Source organism: Flavobacteriales bacterium (assembly GCA_016700415.1).
Classification (GTDB): Bacteria; Bacteroidota; Bacteroidia; order Flavobacteriales_F; family PHOS-HE28; genus PHOS-HE28.
Window position 1 is genome coordinate 3,575,668 of record CP065018.1, and the last position, 18,258, is coordinate 3,593,925.

Consider the following 18,258-nt stretch of genomic DNA (forward strand, 5'->3'; position numbering starts at 1 on the left):
GTACATGCTGAGAATTCTTAACGGGGTCGGGGGCTGGCAATGGTGCCGCCACCACCGCCGTTAGAGCCGCCACCGGAGCGGGAAGGGCTGCTGATCCCGGAGTCCCAATTGCGGGAAGGCCGGCTGTCATTCTCCTTGTTGATTATACTGGAATTTGTACGGGGTGCGACGGTGCGCCCTGACCTGGCAGGAGTGGACCGGTCGTTGTTGTATGAAGAACTCCGCGATGGGTTGGAATCAAGTAGTCCGGCCGGATTTCGCATCATACGCGGTGCATTGGGCGCGTTGATGCTATAGGATCCGGAGGTAGTGGACGGACGGTGGGAATACGTCACGTTGCCATATCCGGTGGGTTCATAACAGCCGTAGCAGCCGCCCCATGGGCTTTGGTAGGGGCCGTAGCCGGAACCGTAGCCACCATATCCGTAGCCGTAATTGCCATAGCCGTAGTATCCGTATGGATCGTAGCCGCTCATCCAGCTATTGCCCCAGTATGGGTTATAACCGTATCCGGTGCCATATCCGGTACTGTACCCGATGCTCATGCTTCCGAACGTTGTCGGCCAGCCATAGCTGAGGCCCATGCCATAACTCGGTCCGTAGCTGCCGATGCCCGTCCCGAAGCCGAAGCGCCCATAGTTGTAGTAGTACGGGTCGTTGTAGGTCATGTCATAGTAGTCGCGATCAGCGCTATTTGCATTGTGTGACTCGGAGGGGTTGTAGTAATCATCCGAACTGCTCCGGTCCTGGGCAGAACGTTCCTCTGCAGCCTTGGCCACCATGGCCTGCCGGTCAGGAATGTCATACACGTCGTCCCTGGAGGATGCGGTTTCGCGCAACGATCCGCATGCGGAGAGCAGCAGGAGCAACGGGAGCAGGGAGGTGATGGTCTTCATGGCAATGGAGGCGTTGGTTCAAGGGGGAGCAGAGACCTTACTTTCGCCGCTCCTCAACAAGGAACAAAAATAATACCACAAAAGCGCCTCGCATGAGCGATCAACTCACCAAACGTGAAACGGACTATGCACAATGGTATAACGACCTGGTGCTGAAGGCGGACCTCGCCGAGCACAGCGACGTGCGCGGCTGCATGGTGATCAAGCCGCACGGCTATGCCATCTGGGAGAAGATGCAGGGCGCGTTGGACGCCATGTTCAAGGCCACGGGCCACGTGAACGCCTACTTCCCGCTGTTCATCCCCAAGAGTTATCTCGCCAAGGAAGCCAGTCATGTGGAAGGCTTCGCCAAAGAGTGTGCCGTTGTGACGCATTACCGCCTGAAAAGCGACCCGGTGCACGGCATCATCGTGGATCCGGAGGCGAAATTGGAGGAAGAGCTGATCGTTCGTCCCACCAGCGAGACCATCATCTGGAACACCTACCGCGGTTGGATCAAGAGCTACCGCGACCTGCCGTTGTTGATCAACCAATGGGCCAACGTGGTGCGCTGGGAGTTGCGCACGCGGCTTTTCCTGCGCACGGCCGAGTTCCTGTGGCAGGAAGGCCACACCGCCCATGCCACCCAGCAGGAGGCCGAGGAGGAAGCGCGCCGGATGCTGGACGTCTACGCCACCTTTGCCGAGGAATGGCTCGCCATGCCCGTGATCAAGGGTGTGAAAACACCGAGCGAGCGATTTGCAGGCGCGATCGACACCTATTGCATCGAAGCCTTGATGCAGGACGGCAAAGCGCTCCAAGCGGGCACCTCGCATTTCCTCGGCCAGAATTTCGCCAAGGCCTTCGACGTGCTGTTCACCAACAAGGACAACAAGCAGGAATACGTGTGGGCCAGCAGTTGGGGCGTGAGCACCCGCCTGATGGGCGCCTTGATCATGACCCACAGCGACGACCATGGTCTGGTGCTCCCACCGAAGCTGGCTCCGGTGCAGGTGGCCATCGTGCCCATCGCCAAGAACGGCGAACAGCTCGCCGCCATCGATGCCTACGTGAAACCCATGCTTGACAGCCTGCGTGCCAAGGGCATCACCGTGAAATACGACAACGACGATATACGCAAGCCGGGCTGGAAATTCGCCGAGTACGAGTTCAAGGGCTATCCAGTGCGGATCGCTGTTGGGCCACGCGACATGGAGAATGGTACCGTGGAGGTGGCCCGCCGCGACACCATGGAAAAACAAGTGATGCAGGCGGCCGACATCGCTGAAAAAGTGGAACACTTGCTGCAGGCCATCCAGGATAATCTCTATCGCAAGGCACTCACCATGCGCGAAGAGAACATGCACGTGGTGGACAGCTACGAAGAATTCAAGGACCGCATCGGGCAGGGCGGCTTCTTCCTGGCGCATTGGGACGGCACCCCCGGAACGGAAGAAAAGGTGAAGAACGAGACCAAGGCCACTATCCGCTGCATCCCCCTCACCGGGGACAAAAAGCCGGGGAAGTGCATGGTCACCGGAAATCCGAGCGCACAACGGGTCATATTCGCAAAGGCGTATTGATGGCGGAAGAAGCGAAAAAGAAGGGGAAGGACCCGAAAACGCTGATCATCGAGGTCATGGCCGGGAAATCCGGCATGAAGCAGGATGTCTATGGGAAGACCATGGAGGCCTTCACCCAACTGAAGGAGGTACTGCAGGAGCTGGCGGGCGAGCTGGGGGAGGCTGTCACGAAGAAAGATCCCCGGTTAGTTGTGGAATACACCGACCAAGGCGCGCTTTCAGCCCGGCTGAAAGCGGCGGGGGACACGGTGATCTTCACCATGCACAGCAACGTGTTCCTGCTGGACCAAAGCAACAGCCTGTGGAAGACGAGCTACCTCACCGACGACAACACGCGCGGTTACTTCGGCGTGATCAACATCTACAACTTCCTCAGTGACTCGTTCGTCTATGACCGGGAACGCGACCTCGGCTATTTAGTGGCCCGCGTTTTCCTCAACAAGGAGGGCCATTTTTTCGTGCAGGGCAAAAAGCAGCTCGGCTTTCTGTACAACGACCTGGCGGACAATGTCCTGGACCGCGACCGGATGAAGGCCCTGCTCTGCTCGGTGGTCCTTTACGTGCTGGACTTCGACCTGCTGGCGCCACCCTACGACCAAGTAAGCCAAGTGACGGTGGAGGAGATGAAGCAGATGGACGCGCATTCCATGCTCAGTACCGGCAAGCGCTTGGGCTTCCGCTTTCAGGCGGACGTGGACGACGTGACTTGATATCCGGATTTGGCCGGATCGTTAAACTGGCTATTTTTGCGCCCCCTAAGAATTGAACAAGCTCTTCGGGATTGACATCATGGCCCGTTCGTCTAGGGGTTAGGACGCGTCCCTTTCACGGATGAAACAGGGGTTCGATTCCCCTACGGGCTACGCAAGGACCGCCGGAACTTTAGCAATAGCGAGAGTTCCCGGCGGTTTTTTGTTTTCCGGTCCATCCCCTGGTCCGTTTTTACGGCGGACTCTGGCAAAGGGGCGTCCGGCGCACCCATGGTGTGCGCATGCATGGCTCCCCGGTCACGTTAGCTGATAAGGGATCGTAAAGAGACTGGTTCCAACGGCCCGCTCACCACGTCTTACCATGGGTCCGGATGCAACCCCGGTGCGATGCTGCACGTATATTTGGCCTTCCCGGAACGCGGGCATGAGCGGCGTATTCCCGATCATTCATTTCACCATAGCGGCCATTCCCTCATAAAAGAACGTTGAATGAAGTTGACGAAGACCGTGATCGCCTTCGCCGTGATGGCCCTGTTGGCATCCTGCGTGGGCAAGCGAAACATCAACTACTTGCATGACGGCTCCTTGAGCAATACCAGCAAGCTCTTCCCGAACCGGAAGTTCGAGTATCGCATCCAAGTGAACGACGTGCTCAGCATGCGGGTGCTGGGCCTTGATGACGCCAATTCACGGTTGTTCAACGTGGAGACCGTTGGTGCCAGCCTGTCCTTGAACGATGCCTCCCTGTATGTGAACGGATTCTCGGTGGACAAGGCCGGTAATATCCAGCTCCCCTCCGTGGGACGGGTCAAGGTGCAAGGGCTCACAGTGGGCGAAGCTCAGGAACTGCTTCAGAAGAAGATCAATGACTACTTCGCCAATGCCACGGTGATACTGAAGCTGGTAAGCTTCCGCGTCAGTGTGCTCGGTGAGGTGCAGCGGCCGGGCACCTACTTCGTTTACAACAACCAGATCACGTTGCTTGAGGCACTGGCACAGGCCGGCGGGCCCTCGGAGATGGGGGATAAGCGGCACGTCACGCTGATGCGCCAGAGCGATCAAGGGACCCAGGCCCTTTATCTGGACATTGGGAAGACCGATGTGCTCAGCAGCGAGTACTACTATTTACTCCCGAACGACGTGATCTATGTGCCGGCCCTTCGCGCACGTCCACAACGGATGAACCTGGAGCTGATGAGCATCCTGTTCGCCGCTATCAGCGCGACCGCCGTGGTGATCACCGTGGTGCAGAACCAGAAATGAGCAGCGGGCACAACGATTCGATCGACCTGAAGGCGATCTTCCGAAAGATCGTCGGGAAGTGGTGGCTGTTCCCTGATCGTCACCGTGATCTCGGTAGCCGCTGCCGCGTGGCATGTCAAGACCACGGCCAAGACCTACGAGGTGAACGGCGTGATGCTCACGAGCGACAAAAAGAGGAACAACTTCGGCGGTAGCAGCGAAAGAGTTCCTGAAGGGGTCCTCCTACCTCAGCAGTAGCGGGGGGCTGGAGGATGAGGTCAGCGTGTTGATGTCCTTCACCAATATATTGAACACCATCCAACAGTTGGACTTCGGGATCACGTACTACGAGGAGAAGAATTTCCTCGAGCATGAGATCTATGAGGACAAGCCATTTGTCATCCGGCTGGACACGGGGCTACAGGTCTCCGGCGCGAAGGTGCATGTGGAACCGGACTATGAGGCGGGGACCTATCGGGTATGGGCGAAGGAAAAGTTCGCGAACATGTTCAGCGCGGGCCTTCAAAAGCCCGTTGACAATTTCGTGAAGGACTATGAACTGGACAAGACGGAACGGATCGGCGAACCGTTCCGGAGCGACCACCTGAATTTCGCGATCGAGTTCAACCGTGGATACGTCATCCCAAAGGATGCGAAGTACATGTTCATTCCGGCCAGCAATCCGGACGTCGCCGCCTATTACAGGGCGAAGACCGGCACAACTCCCTTGGGTGACGAGAGCAACATCATCACCATCACTACCACGGGGCAGGACACGAAAAAGGAAAAGGACTTCGTCAATACGTTGATGCAGACCTACATCAAGAGCGAACAGGACAAACAGAACGAGAAGGGCAAAAAGACCATCGCGTTCATCGATAGCCAGTTGGACAAGTCCACCCAGAATCTGGAAACGGCGGAAGGGAACCTTCAGAACGTGCAAACCACGGCCGGCTCTCTGGTGGGCAGTGCGAGTGATCGGGGCGCGGCCGTCTTCAATGATCTGTCACGCCTCAAGGACGACCAAGGCAAGGCCCGGTCCAAGCTGGAGTACCTCAGCGAATTGATCACACACATGGGCACGGACGATGGCGGCACACCTTCGACCATCTCCGCCGCCAATGTGGGGGCACCTTCACTGAGCAACTTGATCGATAAGTATAATCAGGACGTCAACGAACTGGCTACAAAGCGCCTTACGGAACGACAGCAATCGGCACCGACCATTGCCTTGGCGCGGAAAGTGCAGACTGAGCGGAACCAGATCATTCAAAGCGCCCAGGACGCCCGGCGTGGTGCACAGCTTGATCTGGACCAGATCACGGCACGCGTGAACCAACTGGAGTATCAGCTAAATCAATTGCCACAGAGCAGCCGGCAGGTCAGTATCGCTACCCGCAAGTATGACCTCAACGCCAGCATCAACACGTACTTGATGGAAAAGCGCTACGAGGCGGAGATCGCGGTGAACTCGGACCAAGTGGACAAGTACATCATCGACCCGGCACGGGTGAAGGACGGAGGAGCAGTATCACCCAGTAAAAAGAAGGCACTGGGCATGGCCCTGGCCGTCGGCCTCTTGCTACCGCTGATCCTTGTCCTTGTGCTGGACTTCTTCAATGACCGGATCATGGATCTTGACGAGCTCAAGCGCTTGAGCCCGATCCCGGTCCTGAGCACGGTGCCGACCTCCAAACAACAACGCATCAAAGTGAACGAGGACAGGTCCGTGCTGGCCGAGGGCTTCCGTACGGCGCGCATCAACCTTCAATACCTCAATGCGAACGTGGACAGGCAGGTCGTTGGCATCACTAGTAGTTCCAGCGGCGAGGGCAAGACTTTCTGCTCGGTGAACCTGGCCACGGTGATGGCTTTGGGAAGCAAGCGCACAGTGTTAGTGGACGCGGACATGCGAAAGCCGAAAGTGCATGAACGGCTGGGCCTGGAGTTGGGTACCGGCCTGAGTACTTACCTGATCGGCGAAGCCGGGATCGATGAGATCGTCCGCAAGTCGGACATCCCCGGCATGGACGTGATCACCGCTGGTCCCGTACCGCCGAACCCGCTGGAATTGTTCGAAAGCCCGCGCTTGGCCGAGCTTGTCCAGCAATTGCGTTCCCGCTATGACCAGGTGATCATCGATGCCTCTCCCATGGGCGTGGTCAGTGAGTTCAAGGTACTAGTGCATCAGCTGGACATCACGTTGTACGTGGTGCGCCAAGGATTCACCCGCCGCGCGATGTTAAGGCCGGTGAACGAACTCTATCGGACGGACAAGCTCAAGCGCATTGACCTGCTGCTCAACGACGTGAAGGCGGGTGACGGCTACGGTTACGTGTATGAGTCCAAGTAGCGGGAAGCCGGCAAGAAAAGAGCGTTCGGAGGGGTTCCTGAAATACTTCCGGAACACCTCTTGGCTGTTCGTGGACAAGGTGGTGCGGCTCGGCGCTGTGCTCATCACGAGCATTTTCGTCACCCGTTACCTCGGGCCGGAGCTTTTCGGCCAGCTCAATTACGCCAGTGCTTTCGTTGGCATCTTCTTCGCCCTGACGGCGATGGGGTTGGACGATATCCTCATCCGCGACATCGTGCGCAGGCCGGATAGGCGGGATCAGCTCATGGGCACCGCTGCGGCCATCAAACTTGGCGGCGCCGTGGTGCTCTTCATCACCGTGATGACATTGGCCTTTGCCAAGAACATGGACACCACCACGATCATGATGGTGTTCTTGATCGCTTCGGCGGAGTTCCTCAAGCCGCTGGTGGTCGTGGAGCAGTACTTCTACTCCCAAGTGAAGGGGCGTACGGCGGCGCAGGTCAACATGATCACGGTGATCATCGCCTCGCTGTTCCGTTTGGGATTGATCGTGGTGCATGCGCCCTTGGTGTGGTTCGCATGGGCTTATATCATCGAAATGGGCGCGAGCGCGATCGGCTTCCTCATCGCTTATCGGAGGGAGGGTTCCACATGGAAAAATTGGCGCTACAGCAAGGAGACCGCGCTCTATCTCCTGCGCCAATCCTGGCCATTGGTGATCTACGGCCTCGCTCTCTACGTACAGGCGAAGATCGACCAGGTGATGATCGGCGACATCCTGAAGCATACGTTGGGGGAGAAAGGCGCTTTGGAGGAAGTGGGCCAGTACTCCGCCGCGTTGAAAATGATCGAGGCCTTGGGGTTCGTTCCGGGCATTGTTGTGGCCTCCTTGGCCCCGGCGATCACAAGGGCCCGCGCCACGGACCGAAAGTTGTACGAAGACCGCTTGGTGAACCAGTACCGACTTATGTTCATCCTTTTTCTCTTGGTCTCCGTTCCCTTGTTCTTTATTGCGGAGCCGGTCATGGTGCTTCTTTTCGGGGAGAAGTTCCGGATGGCGGGCTATCTGCTCTCCCTTTTTGCGATCCGGCTGTTCTTTACCAACATGGGTGTGGCCAAGAGCAGTTTCATCACCAACGAGAGCATGTTCAAGTACTCGCTGGTAACTGCCGTGGTGGGTGCCACGTTGAACATCACATTGAACTATCTGCTGATCCCCACGTACCAGTCCATCGGAGCGATCTGGGCAATGATCGGTTCGTTCTTCGTCAGCATCTTCCTTGTGGACCTCTTCTTCAAAGAGGCACGACCTAATTTCGGGTGGATGATGAAGGGGATCTTCACCTTTTGGAAAGTGCGGAACGTGAATTGAGCCATGTTGAAGGACCGCCATTTGATCCCCTTGAAGCCGGAGTTGTACAACCACTTCGCATGCCCGGAATGCGGGGCTGAAGGACCCGAGGGTATAAGAGCGATGGTGCTCGGAAAGCAGACCGCCGCGGAATACAAGTGCCATGCCTGCGGGCTGGCCTTCGTACGTGATCTTCCCACCGGATTCACCATCGACCTGCCCATCGCATGGCGCCTAAGCGATAAGCATCCATACCATCCGCCCAATGGCATCGCCGAGGACTGGGCTGCCTATCCCGATTACCAAGTGCCCCGCACCGAACGATATGACGTGCAGCGCAAGATTTTCAAGGAATACAAGCGGATCGTGGTCCTCAACACCATCGACCATTTGTATGGCCACGTGCTGCTGAAGCTGTTCAACGCCCAGCACTATCTGGATAAACATCCGGATATTGGCCTGGTGGTGATCGTGCCCCGGATGTTCGAGTGGCTGGTGCCTGAAGGGGTGGCCGAAAGCTGGGTGTTCGACATCAAGCTGAAACAGGCGTGGGGATGGAACGCCGGGGTCGATGCCTTCGTGCAAGAGCAGTGGGACCGTTATGATGAGATCTACTTGGCACCCGGCTACAGCCACCCTGAGTTCAGCAAGATCGACATCGAACGGTTCAGCCGTATCGCTCCGTTCAAGCCGGAGGAATTCCTTGTAAAACCTCCCCACATCACCTTCGTGGCCCGCCGGGACCGACTGTGGTATTCCTCACCGTTCACCAAGTTGGCCCACCGCATGCTCAAGAAGATCGGCCTTTTCGCGGACATCGCCGTTTGGTGGCAGGACCGCATGGTGGCCAGCGCGATCCGCAAGGTCCGCAAGCAAATACCGCAAGCAAGGTTCACCGTGGTCGGATTGGCCAAGCCCGGCGGAATGCCGGACGGAGTGGAGGATCTGCGCACCATGAACATGGATCTGGAGACCGAACTCGGCTGGTGCCGGGCCTATGCCAAGAGTCAGATCGCCGTCGGCGTACATGGCAGCAACATGATCCTTCCCACCGCCCATGCTGCCGGATGCGTGGAGATCCTACCCTATGACCGCTACGGCAATATCGTACAGGACATTTCCGTGCGCTACGCGGACCGCATGCAGCTTTTCATGTACAGGTTCACCGACGAATTCGCACCCCCGCGCGACGTGGCTCGGCATATCGTGTCCATGTTCAAGGACCATGAAGTGTACCGCCTCGACAACCAAGTGAATATCTTTCGATCGGAATGAGCTCATTCACCGCACCGGTCCCGTTGACCACCCCCGTGCTCTTCATCGCCTTCAACCGGGAGAAGCCGGCCCGCATGGTGATGGAGGCCATCCGGCAGGCCCGTCCGCCGCGGCTCTACTTCGCTTGTGACGGCCCGCGGAACGAAGAGGAAAAGGAACGCTGTGAAACAGTGCGGGCCTTGGTGAGCATGGTGGATTGGGAATGCGAGCTGCACACGAAGTTCAGCGACGTGAACCTCGGCGTGATGATGGGGGAGTCCACTGCCATGGACTGGTTCTTCGAGCATGAGGAGGAGGGTATCATCCTGGAAGATGATACGATGCCCGTGCAAAGTTTCTTCTGGTATTGCCAAGAACTTTTGGAGCGGTACCGCACGGACGACAGGGTATGGTGCATCATGGGCAATAACCTCATGATCGAATGGGAGCACAAGGAGGAGGAGGACTACTACTTTTCAGCGCACGGCTATGGCGCCTACTGGGGTTGGGCAGGGTGGCGAAGGGTGTGGCGCAAGTATGACGTGGAGATGAAGGAATGGCCGGAATGCCGCGACCGGCAGTTGTTGAACAGCCATTTCCTAACCAAGGCCGAGCTGGCCGAGGCCTGTAAGCTTTTCGAAGGTCAGTATGTTGGTGCCGTGCGGTCCTGGGATTATCAGATGGATCTCGCTCGGATCCTCAACCGGGGGGTCACCTGCATACCCAATGTGAACCTCGTGGGCAATATCGGCTTCGGGGCCGATGGCACCCATACGGTGAGCGAACACGACCGGAGGAACAAGACCGACCAGACCGAGATCACCTTTCCCATGCACCACCCCAAGCACATGCTTGTGGACCACAGGCGGGACTTGGCGTACTTCGAGCGTTACATCCAGCCCACGCAATACCAACGGTTCAAGGATCTGGTAAAGAACATGTTGCCCTCCCGTGTGGACGAGGCGCTCACCCCGCTTGTTTCCAAGGTGCAACGGAAGCTGGGCATCAACTAAGCGGCTACCTTGGCCAGCGGTAATATCCGTTCCGCCCGTGCTCAGCAAGAGGAAGCTCATAAACACCTTGTTCATCCTGTCCTTCCCGTGGTACGGGTACGGGGCGTATGCGCTGATGGACCGGGGCTTCGCCATCGGGATCTTCATCTGTGCGATGCCGTTCCTGCTCATACTGGGCTTTTATGTGCTGGATCTGCTCTACCGCCAGACCGTACTGCCTGCGGTGAACGGTAAGTTCTATCTGGTCTTGGCCGCATTGACCTCCATCAGTGTTTCTGTGCTGGTCGGTTTGCACTACAAGAGCCCGGTGATCAATCAGGCCAACGGCATGCTGCTCATCGTGCTGTTCTATGTGCCTTTCCTGAGTTCCGTGATCGTTCAGACATACAATCGGAACGATCCGGACTTCAACATGGCCTGGCTGGTGCTCAAGGGTTTCTTCGCCTATTTGGCCTTCAACCTGTTGGGCATGGGGCTGGGCATGCGCAACCTGCTCCACTTCTTCCCCGGTAGGGCCAGCCCGCCGTTCGCCATGGGTATTTACGATGCGGCCCACCTGCTCTCCATCGTGAACCTGATGCTGCTCTCCCATCTGCGGAATTTCAAGGCCGACCCCATGCGATGGTTCACACTTGCAGGCGTGTACGTGATCGACCTCGGCATCATCCTTAGCATAAACAGCCGCTTGTCGTTCATGATCTTCCTCGTGTTCACCGTGCTGTTCCTCACCCAAGCCATGAAAGCCCTGCGGGGCCTGTTCACGGTTTCGCTATTCACCATGCCGCTGATGATGAGCTTCGCCCTGTTGATCTATGAGATCTTGTCTTTGCCAATGTTCGCGGCGATCATGGAGCGGGTGGACAAGACGGACATCACCACCTTCAACGGGCGCACCTATATCTGGACCGCGATCGCGGACTGGCTCCGCGACGACCGGCGCGGTCTGATCTTCGGCAACGGATACAATGGCCAATACCACTTGCGCCTCTTGGAGAGCGTGGCCAAGCTCTGGGGCGAGCCCGGGTCATACCGGTTGCATTGCCACAGCGCCTTTCTGGAGATGCTCGTGGACCAAGGCATCGTGGGCATCCTTCTGATGTACGGCGTGTACTGGACCGGATATAAGTTCTATCAAAAGCAGTACCTCACCAACGGCCCCATGGCACCGCTCTATGCCGGGTTCATATATATGATGTTCGCCTGGCAGATCGATATTGTCGGCTACGCCTTTTACAGCGGCTTTCTCATGGTGTTCATAATGATGGGGCCGGTGGTGATGAAGACCCATGAGAGCAAGGCAATGAACATGTTGACCGACAGCGCGAGGAGATGATAGAGGGAGGAAGACGTACTAAGGGGAAAAGCGGCACTGCTTGTTTTAAGGTCAGTGTCGTGACCGTGGTTTATAACGGCGCCGCCACGTTGGAGCGCACCATTCAGAGCGTGCTGGCCCAGGATCTCCCGGACATCGAATACATCATTGTGGACGGAGGGAGCAACGATGGCACGCTTGACATCATTCGCAGGTATGAGGACCGGTTGACCTACTGGATCAGTGAAAAGGACCAAGGGATCTATGATGCCATGAACAAAGGCGTATCCCTTTGCACCGGTGAATGGGTGGGCTTGATCAATGCGGACGATGCCTATGCCGACGGGGCTGTTCGCAGCGCCATGGAGGCTGTTGAAGGGCGGACGGGGACGAACATCGTGCATGGTGACATCCTTATCAATTATCCCAATGGAAGTAGCAAGGTGAAACATGCCAAGCGCTCCGGCTTTTTGTTGAAGTATTGGGAAATGGTGTTGAACCATCCGAGCTTTTTCGTCCGCCGTTCCTACTATCAGGGCCGGCCGTTCAACACGGGGTTCCGCGTGAGCGGTGACCATCATTGGACATTGCGGGCCTGGCGCGAGGACCCGCGCCAGTTCCTGTATGTCCCCAAGGTGTTGGCGCTCTTCACCGCGGGCGGTGCCAGCATGACCAATCCACTGGGGACTGTATTGCGCGAGAGCGACCGCATGGGCAGGGCGCTCGGCTTCAACGCCTGTGAAAGGGTAATGGCCCGATCGGTCCGCACCGGTTTATATCTCCCCGGCATGGCCAAGCTGTGGTTCAATCAGATGGTGGCACCTTTGCGGAAGAAGTGAGACCGATGGTTGTACGGTACGGCATATTCCAGGATTGGCGCGCGAACAAGGGCAACCCCAAGGGTCGCTTTGTGATGATCCTGTTCCGGACCATGCATCTGCTGAGGCAGAGCCTCGTCACCTTCATCCTCTTCCTGCCGCTCTTCGTGCTGTACAGGCTGATGGTCGAATGGATGCTCTGCATTGAACTGCCTTGGAAAACGCGCATCGGCCCTGGCTTCCGCATTGATCATGGGCAGGCGCTGGTCATCAACGACGGCACTGTTTTCGGTGCCGGGTGTACTGTCCGGAACAGCACGACGATCGGGAACAAACGGGCCAAGGAGGGCGGTTACACGCGGGCGCCCATCTTCGGTGACCGTGTGGACATCGGCGCAAACGCCGTGATCATCGGCCCCATCACCATCGGCGATGACGTGGCCATCGGGGCCGCCGCGGTAGTACTTCGCGACGTGCCTTCCGGCCATGTGGCCATCGGTAATCCGGCCCGGATCATCCCGAAGGGGTAGATCGACAGGTTCAGGTTCGATCCGGTCGATCCTTGCCGCTGCTCGGTGCCTAAGGCACGGTCCCCCGCTCCCGACCCGTTTTTGCGAGGTCCGCATAAAAAAGAAAGGCCCGGATCTGCCCGGGCCTTTCTTTTTCGGTTCTTGGATGTTTGCTCAACGGACAATGAGCTTCTGCATTTCAGATCGGTCGTCGCCGTGCATACGGGCCACATAAAGTCCGGGAGCGATACCAGCAGGTAAGGTGGTGCTGTCCGTTCCAGGGAGGATCGCTGTATCCATCACCAGGGATCCACGCAGGTCAGTAAGCGTCAATCGGCCGTTCGTCACCGGTGCGAAATACAAGGGGGCACCACGCATTACCGGGTTGGGATACATGGTCCCGGCATGGGCGGAAGCGTCGTCGTCCGTGATGCCGGTGGTGATGGAGCAAGCATCATCGGGCAACTGGTAGATCGCGACGGAACTGAGCGCGGGTATGCTGATCGGACCGTTGAGCACATTGCCGTCCACATCGGCCCAGCATCCGTCGGGCAGGTTGAAGCTTTGCGCGGTGGACTGGTCGTTCACGATCAATTGGTTCCGCAGCGCGGGATCGACCGCCTGCACGCTCACTTTGGTCACTTCCACGTTGTCCAGGAAATACATCGGCTCGGTCCACTGGTTAATGAACTGGATCTGCGCCTGGTCCGTCAGGTCGCTTTGGAAGTACATCTCCAGGTCGCGGCGCTCACCATCGAACGGGAGGTCCTGTTGCCATGTGGTGTAGGGGTTGGAGAACGTGGATTGTCCCTTGATGCCGAGCACCACGTCACCTTCGGTGTTGCTCTGCAGGCTGCAGCGCACACGGTACCAGGCTTGATCCACGATGGGGAACAGGTCCGGGTTGTGCAGCGTGAAGTTCGGGTACTGGCTGTCGTCAGGCAGGTAGGCCTTCAGCGCACCGTTGTCCAAGTGGCTGGTCACACGGGTCACTTGCGCATTGTTCGGCCAGCCGGTCCACCCGCTCACATTGCTGGTAAAAGCACCGTTCTGGACCAAGTTGCCGCTGAGTTCCTGTGTGGTGGTGAACGGCACGAGCCGCTCGGTGCTCCGCGTACTTCCGGCATCCTCGGTCTTCTCCGCCTGCCAGCGCTCCAGCGCATAGTAGCGCGGTGCCCCGGAAACGAAATTGATCACTTTGATGCTCAGTTCATTGTAGGGGTTGAAGTAGCGGTTGTTGGTGTAGGTGCCGAAGTCCACCGGATTTGCGCCGTGCGTATTGTACTGCAGCATGCAGAGCTGGTCCTTGGTGAGGCAGTACATCACGTTGCCGCTGTACACGTCGTTGTAGTTGGGCACATAGTAGGGCGGGGTGGCGCCTGCTCCGGTGGCATTGGAATAGTCGGAGACCACGATCTGGATGCCGTTGTTGAAGAGCACGTTGTTCTTGATCTGGATGCCCGTGGTCACCATCGTATGGTCCACATGGATGCCGGCCTGGGGGCAGTTGTACACCGTGTTGCGCCGCGCGATGGTGTTCTTGATGGAGGTGTTCCCGAAGTAGATACCGATGCCCATGTGCTCATTGTGCGGTGCGACCAAGGGGGCCCCATTGGCGAATGAGCCGATGGGGTCGCTCACGATATTGTCTTGTATGATTATTCCGTCCGCATGGTCGATGGCTATGCCACCGCCGTCGTTCATGGTGGCCAAGGGATGCCGTACCACGTTTTTCTCGATCAGCGCGGTGCCATCGGAGATGATGCCGATATATCCGATGGTGTCCAGGCGGTTGTTCCTGATGGTCATGCCGGTGCCGGTCGTACGGATACCGAAATAGCCCCAGGTACTTTCGCCTTGCCCGTCGGTAGTGGCGATGTTCGTGAACGTGCTGTTGGCGATCTCGGTGTTGTCGTCGAAGACCAGTGCTGCTGTGCCGTAGGTGTTTTTATAGATATTATCCGAGTATGTGCTGTTGCTCCCGGCACTGCGGATGCCGTGGTACAACCATTGGAAATTGCAACCGGTAACGGAAACATACGAGGCGCCGTCGTTCAACACACCGGCCAGGTACTGGTGGCGGAAGGCGATGTCCTCCACGGCCATGTCGTGCCGCTGCCAATAGCAGTTCACACCGGTGCGGTGTACTGCGGCCTCCACCGTGAGGCTGTTCGGGTCGGCCCCGCCGGGCGCCCAGAGGTAGAGCTTCTGGGCAGACTTATCGAAGTACCATTCCATGGCAGCGTCCAGTTCACCGAGCTTTCCGGTCATATAAAATCCCCAGGGATCGTTGCCCATGTTGAGCGTGGAACTGGTGAAGTGGAGCGTTCCGTTGTTATAGCTGGAAACGTGAAGCGTATCGAAGGAGCTGCTGGAGCTGCGGACCACTGCGGTGGCCCCGGTCCAATACCCGCCGGGCTGGACCAGGTCGGCACTTTGGAGCTGCGTGCCCCCGCCCTGGCTGTTGCGCAGCCAACCACTATTTGGGAACCGTGCGGGGATCATGCGTTGGCCACCGACATACACTTGGGCCACAGGCCCGGTCACGTTGGCCACATACACGTTGCCTTGGTACACGGACCATCCGGTGACGAGCTCACTTCCTTTGATGACCGGCAGGTCCCCGCTGCCGTAAGCCCCGACGGTGACCGGTTGAGCGGATGTCCCGTTGCTCCCGATGATCAGCTCGCCGCGGAATACGCCTCCACGCTTGAACAGGATCTGGTCGCCGGGTTGAAAGCTGAATGACAATTGATTCACCCGGTCGATGGACTGCCACGCCGTGGATTGGGATGTCCCGTTGTTGGAATCGTCGCCAGACGGTGAAACGTAATAGACTGTGGCTGATGCGGTGAGGCTGCATGCCAATAGCAGGGCCGAGGTGAATGCCTTGGCGCAGGTGTGGATGAGGAGATCTGCTCGCATGTTCAAGAGGTTGGTCAGCTGCCTTTAACCAACATCCCCGGGCATGGTTTCAGAAGTTCGACGAATGCGGATTTTACGGGTACGATCAACCCTTTTCCGGTCTCTTTCGTAGGAATGTGCCGAACAGGGCCAGAAGTCATAAAGCGGACCAGCTCATGCCAACGGGCTATTTTTGCGATGAACGAGCGAAGGGGATGAACAGAAACGGACAGGCAGGGCCAAGCCCTGCAACATTGAAGCAGTTGCATTTCGGAAGGAAAGTGTGGTCCAGGTTGCTGCCTGCGCGATCTCATTTCGGCTACACGTATGCGGGGGCCGAAGTATTTGGCCAAGCGGCATCGGACCTGATCCGCAAAGAGCTTCTCGCGTCCAAGCCCAGCATGATCTCCCGTATCGGCATTGTGGAATTGAACGCGGTGATGAACCATTACTGCGCGCTCACGGGCAGGAAGCCTTCGTTGCTCAACCATTTAGGGTTCATTACGGGGCGGTTCCACTCCTATGGTTGGGAACCGGATACCTTCGAGAGCATGCCCCGGAATGCCGGCTTCTTTCCGGCCACTGAGGAGGCATTGGGAGGATTTGCGGAGCGCATGATGGCTGATATTCCCCTGATCGACATCCTAGGCACTTGCCATCGCGACGAATGGTTCGTGGCCGAGGAATTGAGGAATGCCGTCAAGGTGCCGCTGCCTGACTTGGAGCCGCACGTTCACAACGACCCGTGGAGCAGCATGTTGGAAGGCAAGAAGGTGCTCGTGGTCCATCCGTATGAGAAGTCCATTCGCGGCCAGTACGAAAAACGTACGTTGCTCTTCAAGGACCGGAGACTGCTGCCGGATTTCGAACTGAAGACCGTGAAGGCCGTCCAGACCGTCGCGAACACACCTTCGCCTTTCCCCACTTGGTTCCATGCGTTGGACCACATGAAGGAACAGATCGACCGCACGGACTACGATATTGCCATCATCGGCTGCGGGGCCTATGGACTTCCGTTAGCGGCGCACATCAAAAGGCAGGGGAAAAAAGCCGTGCATCTCGGCGGCTCCACCCAGTTCATGTTCGGCATCACCGGCAAAAGATGGGACGGCCATCCTCTGATCAACGAGCACTGGGTGCGGCCCTCTGCGGACGAGACCCCTTCGCTCGCCAAGCAGGTGGAAGGTGGTTGCTACTGGTGAACCCTCCAGACCGTTGATCCGAATGGAATCCCGACACGTGCCAACGACCGCTCCCTTGCGCGTGCTTGTGGTGGGGCAGACACCGCCTCCTTTCGGTGGGCAGGCCATCATGATCGAGGCCTTGTTGCGAGCGGATCCCGTCCGTGTGAAACTGTTCCATGTGCGGCTGAACTACTCGGATGACATGGACAGTGTGGGGAAATTCGCCCTGCGCAAAGTCTGGGTGCTCTTCACGACCGTCCTTCACGTGTGGGGGGCGCGGCTGCGTCACCGAACGCCGATGCTTTATTATCCGCCCAGCGGCCCAAACATGGTGCCGGTGCTGCGGGATGTGGTTTTCCTCTGCGCCACGCGTTGGCTGTTCAAATGGACGGTTTTCCACTATCACGCCGGCGGGGTTTCCGGATTTGAGCAGCATTTGCCCGGGTGGGTGCGACCTTTTTTCCGCCTGGCTTACCGGAACGCCGCCATGGCCATAAGGACCGCGCCGCAGAATCCCGAGGACGGCAAGCTCTTGGGCGCGAAGCAGGATGAAGTGGTCCCCAACGGCATTCCTGACATGCGCGGGACCGTGCAGGAACATTCGGCCGCGCCGGGTGAGCCGGTCGTCATCCTCTTTACCGGTGTGCTCATCCGTTCCAAGGGCGTGCGGGTACTGCTTGAGGCGTTCTGTGAAGTGGTGGCCCAAGATGCCGATGTCCGGCTCGAGCTGATGGGCCGATGGGGTGATCGGACGTTCGAGGAGGAATGCCTGACCTACGTGGCCGATCATGGGCTGGGCGAGAAGGTCACTTTCCTCGGCGTGATGCGCGACATGGAAAAATTCGAGCGCTTTGCCGGATGCGACATCTTCTGCTTCCCGAGCCATTTCGAGGCGGAAAGTTTCGGGCTGGTGCTGCTGGAGGCCATGCAGTTCGCCAAGCCGGTGGTCACCACTCGTTGGCGCGGCATTCCCTCGGTGGCTGCGGACGGCGTGAACGGCTTTGTGGTGCCGGTGGAAGATCCTTCCGCGCTTGCGGCCAAGTTGCTGTTGCTCATCCGTGACGAGCCGTTGCGGAAGCGGATGGGCGAAGAGGGGCGGCGCATCTTTGCGGAGCGGTTCACGTTGGAACGGTTCCAAGAGAACATGGAAGAGGCTTTGGTGATCGCCGCAAAACAGAACTGAACG

Annotated in this window: 15 protein-coding genes and 1 tRNA gene; 14 read left to right on the forward strand and 2 right to left on the reverse strand. The window is 57.9% G+C overall.

Annotation, left to right across the window (positions count from 1 at the left end):
• Positions 1 to 17: 17 nt before the first annotated feature.
• Complete coding sequence (locus IPP95_14965; GenBank protein QQS72449.1) at positions 18 to 896, reverse strand: hypothetical protein; 879 nt, start codon at positions 894 to 896, stop codon at positions 18 to 20.
• 92 nt (positions 897 to 988) lie between these two features.
• Here IPP95_14965 and IPP95_14970 point away from each other — a divergent pair, with 92 nt between their 5' ends.
• The 12 genes from IPP95_14970 to IPP95_15025 all read left to right on the forward strand — a co-directional run bounded on the left by IPP95_14970 (position 989) and on the right by IPP95_15025 (position 13,005).
• Complete coding sequence (locus tag IPP95_14970) at positions 989 to 2,458, forward strand: proline--tRNA ligase (GenBank protein QQS72450.1); 1,470 nt, start codon at positions 989 to 991, stop codon at positions 2,456 to 2,458.
• Positions 2,458 to 3,168 (forward strand): hypothetical protein, encoded by a 711-nt coding sequence (locus IPP95_14975; GenBank protein QQS72451.1) that lies wholly within the window; start codon positions 2,458 to 2,460, stop codon positions 3,166 to 3,168. Before IPP95_14970 ends, IPP95_14975 begins: the two co-directional genes overlap by 1 nt.
• Positions 3,169 to 3,249: 81 nt before the next feature.
• Positions 3,250 to 3,321, forward strand: a tRNA-Glu gene (locus tag IPP95_14980).
• A 336-nt stretch (positions 3,322 to 3,657) separates the two neighbouring features.
• On the forward strand, positions 3,658 to 4,431 hold the full coding sequence (locus tag IPP95_14985; GenBank protein QQS72452.1) for a polysaccharide export protein: 774 nt from the start codon (positions 3,658 to 3,660) through the stop codon (positions 4,429 to 4,431).
• Between the two features lie 84 nt (positions 4,432 to 4,515).
• Positions 4,516 to 4,668, forward strand: coding sequence for a hypothetical protein (locus IPP95_14990; protein QQS72453.1), 153 nt, complete (start codon positions 4,516 to 4,518; stop codon positions 4,666 to 4,668).
• Positions 4,669 to 4,699: 31 nt separating this feature from the next.
• A complete protein-coding gene (locus IPP95_14995; GenBank protein QQS72454.1) occupies positions 4,700 to 6,763 on the forward strand; it encodes a polysaccharide biosynthesis tyrosine autokinase in 2,064 nt (687 codons plus the stop codon).
• Positions 6,750 to 8,099: a flippase gene (locus IPP95_15000; GenBank protein QQS72455.1), complete on the forward strand. Its 1,350-nt coding sequence runs from the start codon at positions 6,750 to 6,752 to the stop codon at positions 8,097 to 8,099. Before IPP95_14995 ends, IPP95_15000 begins: the two co-directional genes overlap by 14 nt.
• A 3-nt stretch (positions 8,100 to 8,102) precedes the next feature.
• Complete coding sequence (locus IPP95_15005; GenBank protein ID QQS72456.1) at positions 8,103 to 9,353, forward strand: hypothetical protein; 1,251 nt, start codon at positions 8,103 to 8,105, stop codon at positions 9,351 to 9,353.
• Positions 9,350 to 10,345 carry a hypothetical protein gene (locus IPP95_15010; GenBank protein ID QQS72457.1) on the forward strand — a complete coding sequence of 332 codons (996 nt, stop codon included), beginning with the start codon at positions 9,350 to 9,352 and terminating at the stop codon, positions 10,343 to 10,345. Before IPP95_15005 ends, IPP95_15010 begins: the two co-directional genes overlap by 4 nt.
• A gap of 37 nt (positions 10,346 to 10,382) precedes the next feature.
• A complete protein-coding gene (locus tag IPP95_15015; protein QQS72458.1) occupies positions 10,383 to 11,678 on the forward strand; it encodes an O-antigen ligase family protein in 1,296 nt (431 codons plus the stop codon).
• A 59-nt stretch (positions 11,679 to 11,737) separates the two neighbouring features.
• The gene (locus IPP95_15020; protein QQS72459.1) at positions 11,738 to 12,496 is read left to right on the forward strand and encodes a glycosyltransferase; all 759 of its coding nucleotides are present in this window, start codon (positions 11,738 to 11,740) and stop codon (positions 12,494 to 12,496) included.
• 5 nt (positions 12,497 to 12,501) lie between these two features.
• Complete coding sequence (locus IPP95_15025; protein QQS72460.1) at positions 12,502 to 13,005, forward strand: serine acetyltransferase; 504 nt, start codon at positions 12,502 to 12,504, stop codon at positions 13,003 to 13,005.
• A 153-nt stretch (positions 13,006 to 13,158) separates the two neighbouring features.
• Here IPP95_15025 and IPP95_15030 read toward each other — a convergent pair whose 3' ends face one another.
• Positions 13,159 to 15,909 carry a hypothetical protein gene (locus IPP95_15030; GenBank protein QQS72461.1) on the reverse strand — a complete coding sequence of 917 codons (2,751 nt, stop codon included), beginning with the start codon at positions 15,907 to 15,909 and terminating at the stop codon, positions 13,159 to 13,161.
• 194 nt (positions 15,910 to 16,103) lie between these two features.
• Here IPP95_15030 and IPP95_15035 point away from each other — a divergent pair, with 194 nt between their 5' ends.
• Both IPP95_15035 and IPP95_15040 read left to right on the forward strand, forming a co-directional pair.
• Positions 16,104 to 17,090, forward strand: coding sequence for a hypothetical protein (locus tag IPP95_15035; protein QQS72462.1), 987 nt, complete (start codon positions 16,104 to 16,106; stop codon positions 17,088 to 17,090).
• 22 nt (positions 17,091 to 17,112) lie between these two features.
• The gene (locus IPP95_15040) at positions 17,113 to 18,255 is read left to right on the forward strand and encodes a glycosyltransferase (protein QQS72463.1); all 1,143 of its coding nucleotides are present in this window, start codon (positions 17,113 to 17,115) and stop codon (positions 18,253 to 18,255) included.
• The last annotated feature ends 3 nt before the right edge of the window (positions 18,256 to 18,258 follow it).